Annotated in this window: 18 protein-coding genes and 1 pseudogene; 12 read left to right on the plus strand and 7 right to left on the minus strand. The window is 67.2% G+C overall.

All coding sequences use genetic code 11. The annotated features are described in order from the left end of the window. Window positions 1-116 precede the first annotated feature (116 nt). From AC6LJ9_RS27055 to AC6LJ9_RS27070, 4 genes are read right to left on the minus strand one after another with little or no spacing between them, the layout of a single operon-like run. Window positions 117-944 carry an IclR family transcriptional regulator domain-containing protein gene (locus AC6LJ9_RS27055; protein WP_498149944.1) on the minus strand — a complete coding sequence of 276 codons (828 nt, stop codon included), beginning with the start codon at window positions 942-944 and terminating at the stop codon, window positions 117-119. Next, window positions 944-1,585 (minus strand): 3-oxoacid CoA-transferase subunit B, encoded by a 642-nt coding sequence (locus tag AC6LJ9_RS27060; RefSeq protein WP_498149945.1) that lies wholly within the window; start codon window positions 1,583-1,585, stop codon window positions 944-946. The genes AC6LJ9_RS27055 and AC6LJ9_RS27060 overlap by 1 nt, the downstream gene beginning before the upstream one ends. A 23-nt stretch (window positions 1,586-1,608) precedes the next feature. Then, the gene (locus AC6LJ9_RS27065) at window positions 1,609-2,289 is read right to left on the minus strand and encodes a 3-oxoacid CoA-transferase subunit A (RefSeq protein WP_498149946.1); all 681 of its coding nucleotides are present in this window, start codon (window positions 2,287-2,289) and stop codon (window positions 1,609-1,611) included. Between the two features lie 21 nt (window positions 2,290-2,310). Further along, the gene (locus AC6LJ9_RS27070; protein ID WP_498149947.1) at window positions 2,311-3,336 is read right to left on the minus strand and encodes a Bug family tripartite tricarboxylate transporter substrate binding protein; all 1,026 of its coding nucleotides are present in this window, start codon (window positions 3,334-3,336) and stop codon (window positions 2,311-2,313) included. A 332-nt stretch (window positions 3,337-3,668) separates the two neighbouring features. Between AC6LJ9_RS27070 and AC6LJ9_RS27075 the strand changes: the two genes are divergently transcribed. From AC6LJ9_RS27075 to AC6LJ9_RS27110, 8 genes and pseudogenes are all read left to right on the plus strand, one after another. After that, complete coding sequence (locus tag AC6LJ9_RS27075; protein ID WP_103275774.1) at window positions 3,669-4,691, plus strand: amino acid ABC transporter substrate-binding protein; 1,023 nt, start codon at window positions 3,669-3,671, stop codon at window positions 4,689-4,691. 197 nt (window positions 4,692-4,888) lie between these two features. After that, window positions 4,889-5,755 (plus strand): IclR family transcriptional regulator, encoded by an 867-nt coding sequence (locus tag AC6LJ9_RS27080; RefSeq protein ID WP_498149955.1) that lies wholly within the window; start codon window positions 4,889-4,891, stop codon window positions 5,753-5,755. 288 nt (window positions 5,756-6,043) lie between these two features. Next, on the plus strand, window positions 6,044-6,952 hold the full coding sequence (locus tag AC6LJ9_RS27085; protein ID WP_498149956.1) for an arginase family protein: 909 nt from the start codon (window positions 6,044-6,046) through the stop codon (window positions 6,950-6,952). A 40-nt stretch (window positions 6,953-6,992) separates the two neighbouring features. Next, a pseudogene (locus AC6LJ9_RS27090) lies at window positions 6,993-7,784 on the plus strand (ABC transporter substrate-binding protein). Between the two features lie 30 nt (window positions 7,785-7,814). Next, on the plus strand, window positions 7,815-8,507 hold the full coding sequence (locus AC6LJ9_RS27095) for an amino acid ABC transporter permease (protein WP_498149948.1): 693 nt from the start codon (window positions 7,815-7,817) through the stop codon (window positions 8,505-8,507). Between the two features lie 4 nt (window positions 8,508-8,511). Beyond that, on the plus strand, window positions 8,512-9,264 hold the full coding sequence (locus AC6LJ9_RS27100; RefSeq protein ID WP_498149949.1) for an amino acid ABC transporter ATP-binding protein: 753 nt from the start codon (window positions 8,512-8,514) through the stop codon (window positions 9,262-9,264). Between the two features lie 157 nt (window positions 9,265-9,421). Next, window positions 9,422-10,981: an acetolactate synthase large subunit gene (locus AC6LJ9_RS27105; RefSeq protein WP_498149950.1), complete on the plus strand. Its 1,560-nt coding sequence runs from the start codon at window positions 9,422-9,424 to the stop codon at window positions 10,979-10,981. Window positions 10,982-11,018: 37 nt separating this feature from the next. Next, window positions 11,019-11,462, plus strand: a complete 444-nt coding sequence (locus AC6LJ9_RS27110; RefSeq protein ID WP_498149951.1) for a MaoC family dehydratase — start codon at window positions 11,019-11,021, stop codon at window positions 11,460-11,462. A gap of 22 nt (window positions 11,463-11,484) precedes the next feature. Here the strand turns inward: AC6LJ9_RS27110 and AC6LJ9_RS27115 are convergent, their stop codons facing one another. The 3 genes from AC6LJ9_RS27115 to AC6LJ9_RS27125 form a co-directional block, all read right to left on the minus strand. Next, on the minus strand, window positions 11,485-12,471 hold the full coding sequence (locus tag AC6LJ9_RS27115; RefSeq protein ID WP_498149952.1) for a TRAP transporter substrate-binding protein: 987 nt from the start codon (window positions 12,469-12,471) through the stop codon (window positions 11,485-11,487). Window positions 12,472-12,671: 200 nt separating this feature from the next. After that, window positions 12,672-13,865, minus strand: a complete 1,194-nt coding sequence (locus AC6LJ9_RS27120) for an acyl-CoA dehydrogenase (RefSeq protein ID WP_103275767.1) — start codon at window positions 13,863-13,865, stop codon at window positions 12,672-12,674. A 129-nt stretch (window positions 13,866-13,994) separates the two neighbouring features. After that, complete coding sequence (locus AC6LJ9_RS27125; RefSeq protein ID WP_498149953.1) at window positions 13,995-15,677, minus strand: thiamine pyrophosphate-binding protein; 1,683 nt, start codon at window positions 15,675-15,677, stop codon at window positions 13,995-13,997. A gap of 135 nt (window positions 15,678-15,812) precedes the next feature. Here AC6LJ9_RS27125 and AC6LJ9_RS27130 point away from each other — a divergent pair, with 135 nt between their 5' ends. The 4 genes from AC6LJ9_RS27130 (at window position 15,813) to AC6LJ9_RS27145 (ending at window position 18,968) form a co-directional block, all read left to right on the plus strand. Further along, a complete protein-coding gene (locus AC6LJ9_RS27130) occupies window positions 15,813-16,718 on the plus strand; it encodes a LysR substrate-binding domain-containing protein (protein WP_212315592.1) in 906 nt (301 codons plus the stop codon). A 41-nt stretch (window positions 16,719-16,759) separates the two neighbouring features. Further along, entirely contained in the window at window positions 16,760-17,743 is a 984-nt protein-coding gene (gene xerD, locus AC6LJ9_RS27135; protein WP_498149954.1) for a site-specific tyrosine recombinase XerD, read from the plus strand. 35 nt (window positions 17,744-17,778) lie between these two features. Then, entirely contained in the window at window positions 17,779-18,267 is a 489-nt protein-coding gene (gene ybaK / locus AC6LJ9_RS27140) for a Cys-tRNA(Pro) deacylase (protein WP_103275764.1), read from the plus strand. Between the two features lie 122 nt (window positions 18,268-18,389). Beyond that, window positions 18,390-18,968: a DJ-1/PfpI family protein gene (locus tag AC6LJ9_RS27145; protein ID WP_212315589.1), complete on the plus strand. Its 579-nt coding sequence runs from the start codon at window positions 18,390-18,392 to the stop codon at window positions 18,966-18,968. Window positions 18,969-19,037 lie beyond the last annotated feature (69 nt).

Genomic DNA, 19,037 nt, shown 5'->3' on the forward strand with positions numbered 1-19,037 from the left:
GAGGATGCAGGTGCCAAAGCGCCACGGGTTGCAGAGATTCTTCAGCGCCAGCTACCTCCGCAAGACTTCTGCCCTTGAGTGCGGCAAGGTCTGCTTCTAAATACGGCAGGCCCAGGCTAGGCTGCCAAGAACTCACGGATCCGTTCCACTGCCTGCCGCAAGGGCGGCAGGAAGTCCTCGCTCAGCCGTCGCATGGGCACGCGATCAGCCAGCACGCTGACGTTCACTGCGCCGCACACTTGGCCGCTGGCTGAGCGCAATGGCACCGATATCGCGCGCACATTCAATACCAATTCCTGGTCCACCATGGCGTAGTCCTGTTCATGGCTGCGCACCAGTTCCGTGCGAAGCTGCGCTTCGTCGACCAGCGTGAATTCGGTATGACGACGCAAGTCCACGGCGGCGAAATAGCGCGCCAGCGCCGGCTCGGATAGCTGCGCCAGCAGCGCGCGGCCGATGGAGGTGCAATAGGCCGGCAACCTGCTGCCCAGCCCCATGGACGTGGCTAACAGTCTGTGCACCTCAGAGCGCGCCAGATAGAGCATTTCATGGCCTTCCATGATGGCCAGCGCACAGGTTTCGTTGATGGTCGAGCTCAGTTCTTCCAACACCGGTTGCGCCAGCGAGACCAGAGGCGTAGATGAGAAATAGGCATAGCCCAGTCCGAGGATGCGTGGCGTCAGTACGTATAGCCTGCCCTGTCTTTCCGCGATGCCAAGCAATATCAGCGTATGCAGGCAGCGCTGCACCACGGCGCGCGGCAAGCCTGCGCGACGACTCAGCTCGGCAGCCGTCTGGGGATGGCGGCGCGTGCCGAAGGCGCGGATCACGTGCAGGCCCCGGGCCAGCGTGAGCATGTAGTCGGGATCTCCACGCAGCAGATCGGGATGGTCTTCGGCGGCCAGCGGCGCGGCGTAGCCGGGAGGCGGCGAGTTGGGCAGCATCAGGCGACGAGCAGCGGCGCTTCGGTGCGTCGCTGCAACTCCTCCAGCGTCAGTCCGTCGATCATATCCCGTACCCGCAGGCCGTCGGGCGTGACGTCGACGACCGCCAGATCCGTATACACACGACTGACCACGCCGGCGCCCGTCAGCGGCAGCGTGCAGCGCCGCAGCAGCTTGGGCGCGCCGTTCTTGCTGTTGTGTTCCATCATGATGAACACGCGCCGGGCGCCGACCGCGAGATCCATGGCGCCGCCCACGGCGGGCGCTTCTCCTGGCCGCTTGAGCGACCAGTTGGCCAGGTCGCCGTTGGCGGCGACCTGCATGCCGCCCATGATGCAGATGTCCAGATGGCCGCCGCGCATCATGGCGAAAGAGTCGGCGTGATGGAAATACGCGCCGCCGGGCAGCAGCGTGACGGGCGCCTTGCCGGCATTGACCAGCTCCAGGTCGATGTCGGCCTCGGCCGGTGGCGGACCCATGCCGAGGATGCCGTTTTCGCTGTGGAGCACGATTTCACGGTCCGGCGGCAGGTGCGCGGCGACTAGCACGGGCATGCCGATGCCCAGGTTGACGTAGCTGCCATCGGGAATGTCCTGCGCCAGCCGGCGCGCCATGGCGTCGCGGGTGAGAGGGAAGTACATGCGGACTCCTGTTGAACGATGCATCAGCTGGAGAAAGCGCTTTCCGTCACCTGCGCCACCCGCTGGACGAAGATGCCGGGAGTCACGATGGCTTCGGGCGACAATTCGCCCAGTGCGGCGCGGGCGCGGACTTGCGCAATGGTGATGCGCGCGGCCATGCACATGACGGGGCCGAAATTGCGTGCGCTCTTGTTGTAGGTCAGGTTGCCCCAGCGGTCGGCCCGGTCCGCCTTGACCAGCGCGAAGTCGCCCCGCAGCGGCATCTCGAATACGTGTCCGCGCCCGTCGATGATGCGGGTTTCCTTGCCCTCGGCAAGTTCGGTGCCGTAAGCCGTCGGCGTGAAAAAGCCGCCCAGGCCGGCGCCCGCGGCGCGCAGGCGTTCCGCGATAGTGCCTTGCGGCACGCATTCCAGCTCGATACGGCCTTCCCGGTAGAACTCGTCGAATACCCAGGAATGCGAGGCCTTGGGAAAGGAACAAATGACCTTGCGCACGCGGCCGGCCTTGATCAATGCGGCCAGGCCGGTGTCGCGGTTGCCGGCGTTGTTGCTGACCACGGTCAGTCCGCGCGCGCCCTGGTCGATCAGCGCATGAATCAGCTCGGTGGGCATGCCCGCGCCGCCGAACCCGCCGATCAGCACCGTGGCGCCGTCATGCACATCCGCCACGGCGGCTTCCGGACTGTCCATGAATTTGTCGATCATGAGGCACTCCCTTCATGGAGCTCAATTCAGGCTGATGCGGGCCTGCCTGATGATGTCGGCGTAACGATCGGAGTCCTGCCGCATCAGCGCCGCGAACTGTTCGGGCGAGCTTTCGGCGGGCAGGAAACCGGCATCCAGGAATTTCTGCCTGACATCGGGTTCACGGACAATCTCGCTGATTTCGCGCGCCATCCGCGCGATGACGGACGGCGGCGTGCCAGCGGGCGCCATCAGGCCCGCCCAGGATCCGGTGACGAAGCCAGGCATGCCGGCTTCTTCCATGGTAGGGATGGTCGGCTCCGTGGGCCAGCGCGCCTTGCCGGTGAAAGCCAGCGCCTTGAGCCGGCCCTGCTTGACGTATTGCATGGGCACCAGGATGGGATCGAACACCATCGACACGCGGCCGCCAAGCAGATCCGTCAGGATCGGCGCACTGCCTTTGTACGCGACGTGCGTCATCGCCAGTTTGCTGCGCAGCGCGAAGTCGGCGCCGGTCAGGTGAGCGCTGGATCCATTGCCGCTGGAGGCATAGGTGAGCTGGTCTGGATGCTGACGGCCGTAGGCGACCAGCTCCGTCAGGCTGTTGACCGGCAGGTCCCGGGACACGAACAGGAACAGCGGCAGCTCAGCCATCTGCGTCACCGGCGTCAGGTCTTGCGGCTTGTACCCCAGCTTGTACAGGTGGAAGTTGATGATGTGCGCGGGCAGCATGCTGAGGAAGGTATAGCCGTCCGGCTCGGCCTTGGCGGCGACCGCCGCGCCCAGGCTGCCGTTGGCGCCGGGACGGTTCTCGACGATGATGGTTTGCCCCAGTCTGGGACCGAGCTTCTCCATCACGATGCGGGTCACGATATCGGTGGAGCCGCCGGGCGTGTAGGGCACGATGATCCTGATGGGGCGGACCGGCCAGTCGCCAGTGGCGGGGGCAGCGGCAGCCTTGGCGCCCGCGCCGGCGGCAACCACGGCGGCGCAAAGCAGTGCCTTGATCAGTGAACGGCGGTCCGGCGCCAAGGCGCGGCGGGGCTGCGGCTTGCTTGCGTGTGCCATCGATCTGTCTCCTCCTTGAGGTGCTGGCTCTGGACGCGTCGCCCGTGCTTTTGCTTGCTTCTTGCCTGTACCCGGGGCGGGTCGGCGCGTGAAAAAAGTATGGCACGCGGGTCTGGCAGTCCTGGCTTGTCGCGTGCCTTAAAAAGTTCGATCACCGGACCGCGACGGCGTTACCCGGCAACGCGGGCATCGGGTTTTCTCTAGGCCCGGTTCCGTTGTTCACGCCATGGACATGGCGTAATCTGGCGACCGGTCCGCAATCCTGGACCTGGATTTCAATGCGCGGGGCAGTCTACGAGGCTGCCGCGCGCGCATTCTGGAGAGACAACAATATGAAGCGGTTCTTCTCGTTGGCGGCCGGCGCTCTTGCCCTGGCCTGCGCGTCCCAGGCGGCGGTTGCCGGCCCCACGCTGGATGCGGTCAAGAAAAAGGGTTTCGTGCAATGCGGCCTGACCGACGGTGTGTCGGGCTTCTCCGCCACCAACAGCAAGGGCGAGTGGGAAGGCATGGACGTGGACATCTGCCGCGCGGTGGCGGCGGCGGTGTTTGGCGATCCGACCAAGTTCAAGGGCACCGCGCTGTCGACGCAGCAACGCTTTACCGCCCTGCAGTCGGGGGAAGTCGATGTGCTGCTGCGCACCGTGACGCTGACGCAGACCCGCGATACCTCGCTGGGCCTGTCGGCCGTGGCGGTCAGCTTCTATGACGGCCAGGGCATCCTGGTGAACAAGAAGCTGGGCGTCAAGAGCGCCAAGGAACTCAACGGCGCCACGGTCTGCGTGCAGCCGGGCACGACCACCGAACTCAACCTGGCTGACTGGTTCCGCGCCAACAAGATCGAATTCAAGCCGGTGGTGATCGACAAGGTCACCGAGGTCGTGCGCGCCTTCGAGTCGGGCCGTTGCGACGCCTTCACCGACGACGCTTCGCAGCTGGCCGCCGTGCGCGCCACGCAGGTCGCCAAGCCGGACGACTACGAGATCCTGCCTGAACGCTTCTCGAAGGAACCGCTGGGCCCCATGGTGCGCCAGGGCGACGAGAACTGGCTGGGCATCGTGCGCTGGACGCTGTTCGCGCTGCTGGAGGCCGAGGAATACGGCATCACGCAGAAGAACGTGGATGAAATGCTCAAGAGCAACAATCCCAACGTCGCGCGCATCCTGGGCGTGACGCCGGGCGCCGGCAAGAACATGGGGCTGGACGAGAAGTGGGCCTACAACGCCATCAAGGCGGTGGGCAACTACAGCGAAGTGTTCGAGCGCAACGTGGGCAAGGACAGCAAGCTGAACCTGCAACGCGGCACCAATGCGCTGTGGAGCAAGGGCGGCGCCATGTATCCGTGGCCGATCCGCTGATCCGCTGAGCACGGCCTGATGGCCCGGAACGGCCCGCGCGCGCGGGCCGTTTTCTTTTGCGCGCGCGGCTGGCCCTGCTATCCCCGGCATCCGGCGCACGGGCATCGCTGCCGGCTGTGGCGCAAGGGATCGCCAGCCGATATATGCGCAGCGTTATGCGGTACGCTATCGGCTTTCCAATGCCTGTTTCGCGCGCCATGACGCAGTCCCCATCCGCCGAGGATTCCCCCTTGTTCATCGCCGCGCTGGCGCGCGGCGTCTCCGTGCTCAGGGCATTCAGCGAAGGACGGCCGGCGATGACCCTGCCCGAGCTGGCGGAGGCCACGGGCCTGAGCAAGAGTTCGGTGCAGCGCTTCACGCATACACTCTGGACCTTGGGTTACCTGCGCAAGGATCCCGCCAGCAAGAAGTTCTCGTTGGGGCCCTGGTCGCTGGAATTGGGCATGAAGTACGTGCAGACCAGCCCGCTGGTGCTGGGCGGCAACCCATTCCTTCATTCACTCAACCGCAACTGCCAGGAAACCTGCAGCCTGGCCGAGCCCGACGGGCTGGACATGGTGTACGTGGCGCGCTTCGCCACGCACAAGGAAATGTTCGTGAACATGCCGGTCGGCATGCGCCTGCCGCTGTATTGCACGGCGGCGGGCCGCGCGGTGCTGGCGCGGCTGGATCCGGACGTGGCCCGCGGGCTGCTGGAGCGCAGCGACCGCAGGGCCCATACCGCCGCCACGATCACCGACATGGACGCCTTGCTGGCTGAACTGGCGTTCGCGCGCCGGCACGGCTATGCGCGTTCCAATGGCGAGTTCTACCCGGGCGACATCACCGTCAGCGCCGCCGTGCTGGATGCCGGCGGCATCCCCCTGGGCGCGGTCAATGTATCGGTTCCATCCAGCCGCTGGTCGTTCGAACAGGCGCAGGCCGTGTTTGGTCCGCAGGTAGTCGAAACCGCGCATGCCATCAGCGTGTCGCGCACATTGGGACGTTCTCATCCCTTCTACGAGCTGGAGCCTCCCGGCGGCGCGCTGCGCGCCACGCCGATATCCGTGGCCGGCGAATCCTGATATCCGTCAGGCGGGCCGTGGGTCCGCGACGGCGCTGGGGGCTTCTGAGCGACGCCATCACCGCGCATTCCATACTTTTTTTGTCAGGTATTTGAATCGCACTTAGGGGAAGCTCCCTAATTGGCGCTGCTGCTTCTTGCGCGTTAATCTAATTTCGACATGATTGTATCGTATAGCGATTTGATCAAATCTAAATTAGCGGCCAATCACGACACGTGCCGGCCGTAGCCAAGGAGCCGCGCCGTGCCGCAGTCCGCTGAAGTCCGCTTTCATCCCGTGCCGGGATTCATGGGGCTGCCGCCGGCCCGCTCCCCGGAATCCGGCGCGGCCCGCGCCTGCGTGGTCGGGATTCCGTTCGATTGCGGCACGCATCCCTTCCGGGTGGGATCGCGCCAGGGACCGGATGCGATCCGCGAGCAGTCGCGGCTGCTGCGGCCGGTGGACATCTTCCGCCGGCACGGCATCGACAATCCATCCGAGTTCCTGCGCGCCGTCGATGTGGGCAACGTGGCCTGCCATCCCGGCGATCCCGACGCCTCGTTTCCGCTGATCGAGGCCGGCATCGGCGCGATCCTGGACGCGGGCGCCATTCCCATTTCGATGGGCGGCGATGGCGCGGTGACGTTGCCGCAGCTGCGCGCCGTCGCGCGGCGCCATCCGGACTTCGCGGTGCTGCATTTCGATTCGCACACCGACACCTATCCCATCCCGGGCTACAACACCGCCACCACCTTCACCCGCGCCGCGGAGGAAGGCCTGCTGGATGTGGCGCGCAGTTTCCATGTCGGCACGCGCGGCAGCTCCTTCATGCCCGGGGTGCTGGAGTTCGGCCGCGAGGTCGGCTACACGATCATGCCCTTCGATGACTTGGACGCCGACCGGACCGGCGCGCTGGACGCGATCAGGCAGCGCATCGGCCAGCGGCCGGTGTATCTGTGCTTCGACATGGATATCTTCGACCCGTCCTGCGCGCCGGGCGTCTGCACGCCGGAGTGGGGCGGCCTGTCGCCCAAGGAAGGGTTGGCGCTGCTGCGCCAGCTTGCCGGGCTGAACTTCGTGGCCTTCGATGTCAACACCGTGTCGCCGCCGCAGGACGTGCAGGGCGCCACGGCCTTTCTGGCCGCGACCGTCATGCAGGAGTTCTGCGCGCTGGCGGCGGCCGCGGTGCTGCAGTACCCGCAAGGGCGCCCGGCCTGATCGGCGCGCCCGCGGCATCCATTCATTCCAGGGGAAATCCATGACACTCAAATCCATTCTGCTCGGCCTGGCGTCGGCCGCGCTGCTGGCGCAAGCCGCCGCGGGCCATGCGCGCACGCTGGACGAAGTGCGCGCCGACAAGACGTTGAATGTGGTCACGACGGCCTCCGCGCCGCCGCACGGTTTCAAGAATCCGCAATCCAATCGCCTGGAGGGCATCATGGTGGACGTGGCGGCGGCCGTGGCCAGGCATCTGGGCGTGGCCGACAAGCTGTCGGACGTGCCTTTCTCGGGCCTGATCCCGACCCTGACTTCGGGTCGCGCCGACGTCATGTCCGCGCCCTTGTTCATCACCGAGGAACGCGCGCGCGCCATCGATTTCTCGGCGCCGGTCTATGAATGGGGCGAAGGCATCGTGGTCAGCGACAAGGCCACCCGGCGCTACGGCAAGTTCGAGGACATGCGCGGCCAGCGCGTCGGCGTGCTGGTCGATTCCGTGTAGTTCAACATGATCAAGGACATGCCGGACACCAAGGTGTCCACCTACCAGGACTACTCCACGCTGCTGGCCGACGTGCGCGCCGGCCGCATCGACCTGGGCATCGTCGATCCGCCCAGCATCGTCTATCAGATCAAGACCAAGAACATCCCGGGCGTGAAGCTGGACACCGGCTACCAGCCGCAGCGCAAATGGCAGGTCGGCATGGCGGTGCAGAAAGGCAATGCCGCATTGCTCGGGGCCGTCAATGCCGCGCTGGCCGAGATGAAGCGCAACGGAGAGCTGGCCGCCATCGGGCAGAAGTGGGGCGTGCCGGACCTGATCAGCAAGTAAGGCCGCCAGGCCACGGACGAGGAGCTCGAATTGGACTTCGCTACCCTGCGCATGTACCTGACCCCGCTGGCCGAAGGCACGGTCTGGACCCTGGCGCTGTTTTTCTGTTCGGCATTCCTGGCCGTGGCGCTGGGCCTCGTGGTCTGCCTGTGCCGGCTGTCGAGACACACGGCGGTGAGCCGCGCGGCGCGCGTGTACATCGACATCATCCGTGGCACGCCCCTGCTGCTGCAGCTGTTCTACATCTACTACGGCCTGCCCGAGATGGGCGTCGTGATCAACGGCTTCGTGGCCGGCGTGCTGGGCCTGACGCTGAACTTCGGCGCCTATCTGGCCGAGCTGTTCCGCAGCGGCATCCAGTCGGTGGACGCGGGCCAGTACGAAGCGGCCCGCGCGCTGGGCCTGCGCCGCTGGCAGCGGCTGCGCCGCATCGTGCTGCCGCAGGCATTGCGCACGATCTTTCCTGCGTTGGGCAACTACGCGCTGGTGCTGATCAAGGAGACGTCGCTGGTGGCGGTGATCAGCGTGTACGAGCTGATGCGCGCCGGTGAAATGCTGGCTGGCGCCACCTTCCAGGCGTTGACCGTCTACACCATGGTGGGCGTCATCTATTTCGCGCTGTGCAGCGTGCTGGCGTATCTGTTCCGCCGCTCCGAAAAACGGTTGACCGTGCCGGGCTACTGGAGCGGGGCCGGCGACAACCACGATATCTCAAAGGCCTGACGCCATGGACGGATTGAACTGCGCGGCGCCCATCATCACGATGCGGGACGTGTCGAAATGGTATGGCGATTTCCAGGTGCTGGACCGGCTGGACCTGGATGTGCGGGCCGGCGAGAAGCTGATCCTGTGCGGGCCTTCCGGATCCGGAAAGTCCACCACCATCCGGCTGCTGAACCGGCTGGAGGAGCACCAGCAGGGCCGCATCGTGATCGACGGCATCGAACTGGACGGCGAACTCGGCAACATCGAGCGGATACGCGCCGAGGTGGGCATGGTGTTCCAGCACTTCAATCTGTTCCCGCACCTGACCGTGCTCGAGAACTGCACGCTGGCGCCGATGCTGGTCAAGGGCGTGGCGCAGCGGGACGCCGAGCGTCATGCCATGCAGTATCTGGAGCGCGTCCGGATTCCGCAGCATGCCGCCAAGTATCCGGGCCAGCTTTCCGGCGGCCAGAAGCAGCGCGTGGCCATCGCGCGCGCGCTCTGCATGCAGCCGAAGATCATGCTGTTCGACGAGCCGACGTCGGCGCTGGATCCGGAGATGGTCAAGGAAGTGCTGGACACCATGGTGGCACTGGCGCTCGATGGCATGACCATGATCTGCGTGACGCATGAAATGGGCTTCGCGCGCGAGGTCGGCGACCGGGTGGTGTTCATGGATCAGGGCGCGATCGTCGAGATCGATACCCCGGACAACTTCTTCCGCGCGCCGCGTTCCGAGCGGGCGCAGGCTTTTCTGGGCCAGATCCTGGCGTAGCGCAGGCGGAAATTCCGGCAGCCGGAATGGGTGGAATGGTTCCATGGCCAGCCGCGCAGATGGCCCCACCAGGTTTGCGTTACCCTACCTATCATGCCTGTCGGGCCCTCGCGCGCAGCCGCCGGCCCGCACTCGATATAACAACCAGGGAAACACGATGAACGGCGCTGACAGTCTTTGCGATACCCTTCTTGCCAACGATGTGGACGTCTGCTTTGCCAATCCGGGCACGTCCGAGATGCACTTTGTGGCGGCGTTGGATCGCAAGCCGGACATGCGCTGCGTGCTGGGCCTGTTCGAAGGCGTCGTGACCGGCGCCGCCGACGGTTATGCGCGCATGGCCGACAAGCCCGCCGCCACGTTGCTGCACCTGGGGCCGGGCCTGGGCAATGGCCTGGCCAACCTGCACAACGCCAAGCGCGCGCGCACGCCCATGGTCAATATCGTGGGTGATCATGCCACCTATCATGTGCAGTACGACGCGCCGCTGACCAGTGATGTCGAGGGCGTGGCGCGGCCCATGTCGCATTGGGTGCGGCGCACGCTCGCCGCTGGCGCGATCTCGGCCGACGCGGCAGAGGCCGCCGCCGTCGCGCGACGCGAGCCCGGCAATATCGCCACGCTGATCCTGCCGGCCGACGCCGCCTGGACGGACCTGCCGGCGGGCGCGCCGGCGCCCGTGATCGCGGCGCGCGAAGCCGCGCCGCGGACCTCGGCCGAGGCCGTGCGCGCGGCCGCCGATGCGATCCGCAGCGGCGAGAACACCGTACTGATGCTGGGCGGCGCCGCGCTGCGCGGTCGCGCGCTGGAAGCAGCGGGTCGTATCGCCCGCGCCACTGGCGTGCGCCTGATCTCCGAGACCTCCAATCGCCGCATCGAGCGCGGTCGCACGCGCACGCCGGTGGACCGGCTGCCCTATCCGATCGATCTGGCCGTGGCCAAGCTCAAGGACGCGCGGCGCCTGGTGCTGGCCGGCGCCCGCGCGCCGGTGGGCTTCTTCGCCTATCCCGGCAAGCCGAGCCTGCTGGCGCCGCCCGATTGCGCGCAGGTCGTCCTGGCCACGCAGGAACAGGATCTGGCGCAGGCGCTGGAATGGCTGGCCGATGAGCTGGGCATCGCCGCCGACGCGCCGCGCCTGGCCGCGCCGGCTCCGACCTACGAGGTGCCCGCCAGCGGCAAGCTTACCGGCGCCGCCGTCAACATCCTGGTCGCGCATACCTTGCCCGAGCAGGCCATCGTGTGCGATGAATCCATCACCCAGGGACGCGAATTTCCGCTGTACAGCGTCAGCAGCGCGCCGCACGACTGGCTCATGCTTACCGGTGGCGCCATCGGCATCGGCCTGCCGCTGGCCACCGGCGCGGCGGTCGCTTGCCCGGACCGCAAGGTGGTCACGCTGCAGGCCGACGGCAGCGGCATGTACACGCTGCAGGCGCTGTGGACCCAGGCGCGCGAGAACCTGGATTGCCTGACCATCATCCTGGCCAATCGCTCCTACGCCACGCTGCACGGCGAAATGAAGAACGTGGGCGTGCTGGAACCTGGCCGCAATGCGCGCCGCATGCTGGACCTGCAGGAGCCTCACCTGGAATGGGTGCCGCTGGCGCGCGGCATGGGCGTGGACGCGGTCAGCGTGGATACCATCGAGGGCTTTGCCGATGCGCTGCGCGAGGGGCTGAAGCGCCGTGGACCGTTCTTGATCGAAGCGCTAATCTGAGACGCTCGATTCAAATCAAGAAAGGGGAAAGCGCACCATGAAGTTCGCCGAGTTCAAGGACGGCATGCTGATCAAGGCCGGACCCGTCACCGTGACAGAGGCCGAGATCCTGGAGTTCGCCCGCAAGTTCGATCCGCAGTGGTTCCACACGGATCCCAAGCGCGCGGCCGAGGGGCGCTGGGGCGGGCTGATCGCCAGCGGCTGGCATACCTGCGCCCTGGCCATGCGCATGGCGGTGGATGCGGCGCTGCACGATTCGGAATCCTTCGGCTCGCCCGGCCTGGGCGAGGTACGCTGGCGCGTGCCGGTGCGCCCCGGCGACCAGCTGCGGCTGGACGCCAGGGTGCAGGGCGTGCGCAAGTCTTCCTCGCGCCCGGACCTGGGCATCATCACCTGGGCCTGGACGGTGCTCAACCAGCACGACGAGGCCGTGTTGGAACTGGACGCGACCAGCCTGTTCGACCTGTCCGGCAACGCCTGAACGGACGCGGCGCTGGCGGCCGCTAGCGCTTGCCGGCCTGCTTGAGGATGGCCGCGGCGTCAGGGCCGGCGGTCGTCTTCCAGGCGGATACAGCGTCCGCCGCCGCGTCTTTCAGCGTCTTGCGCACGGACGCCGGCACCTTGGTATTGATGGCCACGCCGTTCTTGCGCATGTTGGCGTAGTTCTGCTGCAGCCGGCCATCGATGCGTTTCCACTGCTCGCTTTCCGTCTGCGCGGCGGCCTGGTCGATGGCGTGGCGCGCGCGGGCGTCCAGCGACTGATAGGCCTGCAGGTTCATCGTCGCCACCGACACCGGCATGGCGTAGTTGATCTCGGCGAAGTGGGGCAGGTGTTCCCACAGCTTGCGGCCCGCGCCGCCGTCGCCCGAGGACAGCACGGCGTTGACCTCGCCCGAGGCGATGCGCGGCATGGCGTCGGCGAAGGAAATGTTCTGCGCCTGCGCGCCCGCCTTGCGCAGCACGTCCTGCGAGGTGGCGTCGTAGGTGCGGATGCTCAATGACTTGAGCGCGGCCAGGCTGTCGATCTTGCGCTTGGACCAGATGCCCGAGGCCGGCCACGGCGTGGTGTAGAGCAGCTTCTGGCCGTGTTCGGCCAGCAGCTTTTCATAGGCTGGCCGGGCGGCCTTGTTGAGGTTGCGCGCCTTGGCCAGCGAGTCGGCCAGGAAGGGCAGCGAAGACACGCCGAACAGCGGGTACTTTTCCGCCAGCGCGCCGGCGAAGGCACCGCCCGCGTCGACCTTGCGCGCTTGCACGGCGGCGATCATGTCGCCCGACTTGATGCCCTTGGCGGCGTCATAGCTGGCTTCGATGATCACCTCGCCGCCGCTCCTGGCCCGCACCAGCTCGGCGAAGGTGGACACGCCTTGTCCGGGCATGGATGTGGCCGGGTACTCGGTGGCCATGGTGAGGGTGGTGGCGGCGTGCGCGCCATGGCCGATGAATGCCATGGCGATGCACGCCATCAGGCGCTGGGATGGGTTGCCTTGCATGCGCGACTCCTGGTCGGTCGAAAAAAGCCGGGGTCGGACACGCAAAAGGGGGGCGCAAACGCCAGGGAAAGTGCCAGGCCAATATGCCTACAGCGTACGGCGCGGGCCAGATTGTCGCCATGCGGGCTTTCGCGGATACAGCGAATGCCAGGCGAAAAAAAACCGGCCCGAGGGCCGGTTTTCTTCGAGGGCAGGGCGGATCAATAGAACGCCTGGATGCCCGTCTGCGCGCGGCCCAGGATCAGGGCGTGCACGTCGTGGGTGCCTTCGTAGGTGTTGACCACTTCCAGGTTGACCAGGTGACGGGCCACGCCGAACTCGTCGGAGATGCCGTTGCCGCCCAGCATGTCGCGCGCCAGGCGAGCGATGTCCAGGGCCTTGCCGCAGGAGTTGCGCTTCATGATGGAAGTGATTTCCACCGCGGCCGAGCCCTCGTCCTTCATGCGGCCCAGGCGCAGGCAGCCTTGCAGCGCCAGCGTGATCTCGGTCTGCATGTCGGCCAGCTTCTTCTGGATCAGCTGGTTGGCGGCCAGCGGGCGGCCGAACTGCTTGCGGTCCAGCGTGTATTGGCGGGCGGTGTGCCAGCAGGCTTCGGCGGCGCCGACAGCGCCCCAGGCGATGCCGTAGCGGGCCGAGTTCAGGCAGGTGAAGGGGCCCTTCAGGCCGGCCACGCCGGGCATCATCTGCTCGGCCGACACTTCCACTTCGTCCATGACGATTTCGCCGGTGATCGAGGCGCGCAGGCCGACCTTGCCGTGAATGGCCGGGGCCGACAGGCCCTTCATGCCCTTGTCGAGGATGAAGCCGCGAATCTTGCCGTCGAAGTCGCCGCCCACGCACTTGGCCCAGACCACGAACACGTCGGCGATGGGGGAGTTGGTGATCCACATCTTGTTGCCGGTCAGCTTGTAGCCGTCGGCGGTCTTGACCGCGCGCGTTTCCATGCCGCCGGGGTCGGAACCGTGATTGGGTTCGGTCAGGCCGAAGCAGCCGATCCATTCGCCGCGGGCCAGCTTGGGCAGGTACTTCTGCTTTTGCGCTTCGCTGCCGAATTCGTTGATGGGCACCATCACCAGCGAGGACTGCACGCTCATCATGGAGCGGTAGCCGGAATCCACGCGCTCGACTTCACGGGCGATCAGGCCGTAGCTGACGTAGTTCAGGCCGGCGCCGCCGTATTCGGCGGGGATGGTCGCGCCCAGCAGGCCCAGTTCGCCCATTTCGGAGAAGATCGCCGGATCGGTCTGCTCGTTGCGGAACGCGTTCAGCACGCGCGGGGCCAGCTTGTCCTGCGCGTAGGCCTGGGCGGCGTCGCGCACCATGCGTTCTTCTTCGGTCAGCTGCTGGTCCAGCAACAGGGGATCTTGCCAGTGAAACGAGGGATTCGAGGACATGCTGGGTCTCCGTGATGGATTTCCGTATTCGGAATCGGAATGCTGAAAAGTTTAAACCTAAAATAATTCGGGCGGCAAGTCGGGTTTGCGCGGCCCCGCGCGGGGGCCGCGCCGCAATGCCTGATGGCGCTAGGACTTGGCCTGCAGGGCGGCGTCGCGGATCCGGGCCAGCGTGGTCGACGGGGAAATGGTCTCCGGATCGATCAGGCAATGCAGGATGGCCGGCTTGCCGCTGGCCAGCGCGCGTTCGAAGGCCGGGCCGAACTGCTCGCTGCTTTCCACCCGCTCGCCATGGCCGCCGAAGGCGCGCGCGTAGTCGGCGAAGTCGGGGTTCTTGAGCGCGGTGGCGGAAACGCGGCCGGGATAGTGCTTTTCCTGGTGCATGCGGATGGTGCCGTACATGCCGTTGTCGACCAGCACCACGATGATGGGCAGGTCGTACTGCACGGCGGTGGCGAATTCCTGGCCGTGCATCAGGAAGCAGCCGTCGCCGGCGAAGCAGACCACGGTCTTGTCGGGATGCACGCGCTTGGCGCCCACCGCCGCGGGCAGGCCATAGCCCATCGAGCCCGAGGTCGGGGCGAGCTGCGTGCCGTAGCGGGTAAAGCGATGGAAGCGGTGCAGCCAGGTGGCGTAGTTGCCGGCGCCATTGGTCATGATGGCATCGGCCGGCAGCGTCTTTTTCAGGTAGTCCATGACCTCGCCCATCTGCAGCGCGCCGGGCGTGCGGATGGCGGCGGGGTCGCTCCATTTCAGGTACGACTCGCGCATGGCGCGGGTGTCGTCGGCCCAGGCGGGGGCGGCCGGCGCCTTCAGGCCGGCCAGCGCCTCGGCGAACGCGGCGGGCGAGGTATTGATTGCCAGCGTGGGGCGGTACACGCGCGCCAGCTCGGCGCTGTCGGGATGCACATGGACCAGCTTCTGGCGCGGCACCGGGATGTCCAGCAGGGTGTAGGCCTGGCTGGGGTTTTCGGACATGCGGCCGCCGACCAGCAGGATCAGGTCGGCGTCGGCCACGCGCTTGAGCAGCGCCGGGTTGATGCCCAGGCCCACGTCGCCGATGTAGCAGGGATGGTCGGCCGGGAACAGCATCTGGCGCCGGAACGACACCGAGGTCGGCAGCGCGTGGCGCTCGGCGAACGCGGCGAACTGCTGCACGGCCTGCTCGCTCCAGCGGCTGCCGCCCAGGATGGCGACGGGCCGGGCGGCGTTGGCCAGCAGTTGTTCCAGGTCGGCCAGCTGGCCGGCCGAGGGCGCGGCGTCGATGGGCGCGTAGCGCGGCGCGTCGGCCACCGCGGCGGCCTCGACCAGCATGTCCTCGGGCAGCGCGATCACCACGGGGCCGGGGCGGCCCGAGGTGGCGATGTGGAAGGCGCGCGAGACCAGCTCGGGAATGCGTTCGACCTGATCGATCTCGGTGACCCATTTGGCCTGGGTGCCGAAGACGGCGCGGTAATCCATTTCCTGGAAGGCTTCGCGTTCGCGCATGCCGCGCTCGATCTGGCCCACGAACAGGATCAGCGGCGTGGAGTCCTGCTTGGCGATATGCACGCCGGCCAGCGCGTTCGAGGCGCCCGGGCCGCGCGTGACCATGCAGATGCCGGGTTCGCCGGTCAGCTTGCCGTGCGCGTCGGCCATCATCGCGGCGCCGCCTTCCTGGCGGCAGACCGTGACCTGGATGTCGGCGTCGTGCAGGCCGTCCAGCACCGCCAGGTAGCTTTCACCCGGCACGCAGAAAACGTGTTTGACGCCCTGGGCGACCAGCTGGTCTACCAGGATGTGACCGCCGAGACGGGATTCTTGCTGGGCCATAGGGGTATCGTCGCGATGAGTCGAGAATGAGATGACTGAGCATATGTGCCATCAGCGCACAATGCAATTGATAAAATTGCACAATCTATTGATCCCCCGGCACGTCGAGGCCGGCCATTCGGGGTTCTGTCCGCCATGAGAAACGGCATTCCCAATCTGAGCGCGTTGCAGGCTTTCGAGGCCTCGGCCCGGCTGGGCAGTTTTTCCCGCGCGGCCGAGGAACTGTCCCTGACACATAGCGCCGTCTACCGGCAGGTCGCCAGCCTGGAAGCGCGGCTGGGCGTGCAGCTGTTCACCCGGGTGCGGCGCCGCATCGCGCTGACGGAACACGGCGCCGAGTACGCCGGGCGGATCCGTCACCATCTGGACCAGATCGAGAAGGACACCTTCGGCCTGGTCAGCCGCACCGGCATGGGCCGCAGCATCCATATCGCGGTGGTGCCCACGCTGGCGACCACCTGGCTGATTCCCCGGCTGCCCGATTTCCAGCGCGTCCATCCGGACATCACCGTCAGCCTGTCGGTGCGCACGCTGCCCTTCCAGTTCAAGGACCAGCCTTTCGATGGCGCGCTGTATCACGGCGACGGCCTGTGGCCGGGTACCCAGGGCGCGCTGTTGTTCCCCGAGCGCGAGCTGGTGCCGGTGTGCGCCCCCGAGCTGGCCGCGCGCATCACCGGCCGAGGCGCCGAGGCGCTGGCCGGCCTGACGCACCTGCACCTGAGCTCGCGGCCGGACGCCTGGCGCCAGTGGTACGCGGCCAATCAATACCTGTATGGTCCGCAGGCGGCGGGCGGGCCGCGCTACGAACTGTTCACGATGGTAATGGCGGCGGTGCAGGCCGGGCTGGGCGTGGGCCTGATGCCGCGCTTCCTGGCGCAGCCCGCGCTGGACCAGGGGGCGCTGGCCTTGCCCGTGCCGCAATCGCTGACCGTCAGCCAGGGCTACTTCTTCGGCTATCCGCAGCGCAGCGAGCGCTCGGAGGCGCTCAAGCTGTTCGAGGCCTGGCTCCAGGTCGCGGCGGCGGGCGTGGGCGCGCGTTGAATGCGTAGAATGTGCGCCAGCCTTCATCCCATGCCGCCTTCATGACAGAGACCCGCGCGCCGCTCGCTTCCCAGGCCGACATCGACGCTTTCATCGACGCCGTCTGGCTGGAGGATGGCCTGTCCGCCAATACGCTGGCGGCCTACCGGCGCGACCTGACCGGCTTCGCGCGCTGGCTGGAAGACCCGGAAAGCTACGCGCGCGAGATGGCCGATCGCTACGGCGAGACGGCCGGCGGCCAGGCGCTGCCGGCCGGGCCGGCCAAGACGCTGGCGCAGGCGGGCAAGGCCGACATCGAAGCCTGGTTCGCGTTCCGCCACGAAGAGACCCGCGCGGCCACGGCCAACCGGCGGCTGGCGGCGCTGCGCCGTTTCTACGCCTGGGCCTTGCGCGAGCATCGCGCCGAGCGCGATCCCTGCCTCACGCTGGAGGCGGCCAAGCAGGCGCCGCGCATGCCCAAGATCCTGTCGGAGGCGCAGGTGGATGCCTTGCTGCGCGCCCCCGACCTGGAACAGCCTCGTGGCCTGCGCGACCGGGCCATGCTGGAAACGCTGTACGCCACCGGCCTGCGCGTATCCGAACTGGTCGGCGTGCGCGCGCTGGACGTGAGCCTGAACGAGGGCGTGGTGCGCGTGGTGCTGGGCAAGGGCGGCAAGGACCGGCTGGTGCCGCTGGGCGCCGAGGCGGCGCACTGGATCGACCAGTACCTTGCGCGCGCGCGCCCAGAGCTGGCCGCCGGGCGCGTCAGCGACGCGCTCTTCATTACCGGCCGCGGCGAGGCCATGACGCGCCAGGCGTTCTGGCAGCTCGTCAAGAAATACGCGGTGCTGGCCGACGTGCGCGCGCCGCTGTCGCCGCACGTGCTGCGGCACGCCTTCGCCACGCATCTGCTGAACCACGGCGCCGATCTGCGCGTGGTGCAGATGCTGCTGGGCCATGCCGACATCTCCACCACGCAGATCTACACCCACGTCGCGCGTGAGCGCCTGAAGGCGCTGCACGCGGCCCACCATCCCCGCGGCTGAGCGACGGCCCGCCGCCCATTCTCCCGTCCCGATCCATGAGCAAAGCCCGCCACGTTTCCGAAACGCCCGCCACGCAGTTCCTCAAGCAGAACAAGGTGGCCTACACGGAACATACCTACGACTACGTGGACCATGGCGGCGCGGGCGAGGCCGCGCGCCAGCTGGGGCTGGACCCGCACGCAGTGGTCAAGACGCTGGTGATGGAAGACGAGGCCGCGCGTCCGCTGATCGTGGTCATGCACGGCGACCGCGAAGTCTCCACCAAGAACCTGGCGCGCCAGGCCGGGCTGAAGAAGGTCGCGCCCTGCCATCCCGACGTGGCGCAGCGGCATTCCGGCTATCAGGTCGGCGGCACTTCGCCGTTCGGCACGCGCAAGCGCATGCCGGTCTGGGTCGAGGCTGAGGTGCTGGACTATCCGGTGGTCTATATCAACGGCGGCCGCCGCGGCTATCTGGTCGGCATCGATCCCAAGGTGCTGGTCAGCCTGCTGGACGCCAAGCCCGTGACCGTCGCGCTGGAATAGGGGACGCTCGACGCGTGGTAGCGGGATACCACCCGCGCCGGCGCGAGCAGGGCCACAATGGCCTGCAGGCAGAAGAACCGGCGTTGCAGCCGGCGCCCAGCCCCCACCCCCAGGAGACGAGAATGAGCAAGACTTTGCTGATGCTGGTCGGCGACTACGCCGAAGACTACGAAACCATGGTGCCGTTCCAGACGCTGCAGGCCGTCGGCTACACGGTGCATGCCGTATGCCCGGGCAAGAAGGCCGGCGAATCCGTCGCCACCGCGATCCACGATTTCGAAGGCGCGCAGACCTACAGCGAGAAGCGCGGCCATAATTTCGCGCTGAACTACGATTTCGACCGCGTCGAGCCCTCGTCCTACGCGGGGCTGGTGATCCCCGGCGGCCGCGCGCCGGAATACCTGCGCCTGAACGACAAGGTGCTGGATATCGTGCGGGCCTTCGACCAGGCGAAAAAGCCGATCGCGGCCGTGTGCCACGGCGCGCAGCTGCTGGCGGCCGCCGGCATCCTGAAGGGACGCACCTGCTCGGCCTATCCGGCCTGCGCGCCCGAGGTGCGGCTGGCGGGCGGCACCTATGCCGAGATCGCCATCGACCAGGCCCATACCGACGGCAACCTGGTGACCGCGCCGGCCTGGCCCGCGCATCCGGCCTGGCTGGCCCAGTTCCTGGCCGTGCTCGGCACGAAGATCACGCATTGAGCTGAACGCGCCGCGGGCCATGTGCGGCGCGCCTGTGCGACGGATCCGGGATGACGTTTCGCGTCATCC

This window comes from Achromobacter sp. 1011811831, from assembly GCF_059760905.1.

Bases quoted from the DNA above. Each gene is read 5' to 3' on its own strand.
- AC6LJ9_RS27055 (WP_498149944.1), bottom strand. From the start codon at position 944: ATGCTGCCCAACTCGCCGCCTCCCGGCTACGCCGCGCCGCTGGCCGCC.
- AC6LJ9_RS27060 (WP_498149945.1), bottom strand. From the start codon at position 1,585: ATGTACTTCCCTCTCACCCGCGACGCCATGGCGCGCCGGCTGGCGCAG.
- AC6LJ9_RS27065 (WP_498149946.1), bottom strand. From the start codon at position 2,289: ATGATCGACAAATTCATGGACAGTCCGGAAGCCGCCGTGGCGGATGTG.
- AC6LJ9_RS27070 (WP_498149947.1), bottom strand. From the start codon at position 3,336: ATGGCACACGCAAGCAAGCCGCAGCCCCGCCGCGCCTTGGCGCCGGAC.
- AC6LJ9_RS27075 (WP_103275774.1), top strand. From the start codon at position 3,669: ATGAAGCGGTTCTTCTCGTTGGCGGCCGGCGCTCTTGCCCTGGCCTGC.
- AC6LJ9_RS27080 (WP_498149955.1), top strand. From the start codon at position 4,889: ATGACGCAGTCCCCATCCGCCGAGGATTCCCCCTTGTTCATCGCCGCG.
- AC6LJ9_RS27085 (WP_498149956.1), top strand. From the start codon at position 6,044: ATGGGGCTGCCGCCGGCCCGCTCCCCGGAATCCGGCGCGGCCCGCGCC.
- AC6LJ9_RS27100 (WP_498149949.1), top strand. From the start codon at position 8,512: ATGGACGGATTGAACTGCGCGGCGCCCATCATCACGATGCGGGACGTG.
- AC6LJ9_RS27105 (WP_498149950.1), top strand. From the start codon at position 9,422: ATGAACGGCGCTGACAGTCTTTGCGATACCCTTCTTGCCAACGATGTG.
- AC6LJ9_RS27110 (WP_498149951.1), top strand. From the start codon at position 11,019: ATGAAGTTCGCCGAGTTCAAGGACGGCATGCTGATCAAGGCCGGACCC.
- AC6LJ9_RS27115 (WP_498149952.1), bottom strand. From the start codon at position 12,471: ATGCAAGGCAACCCATCCCAGCGCCTGATGGCGTGCATCGCCATGGCA.
- AC6LJ9_RS27120 (WP_103275767.1), bottom strand. From the start codon at position 13,865: ATGTCCTCGAATCCCTCGTTTCACTGGCAAGATCCCCTGTTGCTGGAC.
- AC6LJ9_RS27125 (WP_498149953.1), bottom strand. From the start codon at position 15,677: ATGGCCCAGCAAGAATCCCGTCTCGGCGGTCACATCCTGGTAGACCAG.
- AC6LJ9_RS27130 (WP_212315592.1), top strand. From the start codon at position 15,813: ATGAGAAACGGCATTCCCAATCTGAGCGCGTTGCAGGCTTTCGAGGCC.
- xerD (WP_498149954.1), top strand. From the start codon at position 16,760: ATGACAGAGACCCGCGCGCCGCTCGCTTCCCAGGCCGACATCGACGCT.
- ybaK (WP_103275764.1), top strand. From the start codon at position 17,779: ATGAGCAAAGCCCGCCACGTTTCCGAAACGCCCGCCACGCAGTTCCTC.
- AC6LJ9_RS27145 (WP_212315589.1), top strand. From the start codon at position 18,390: ATGAGCAAGACTTTGCTGATGCTGGTCGGCGACTACGCCGAAGACTAC.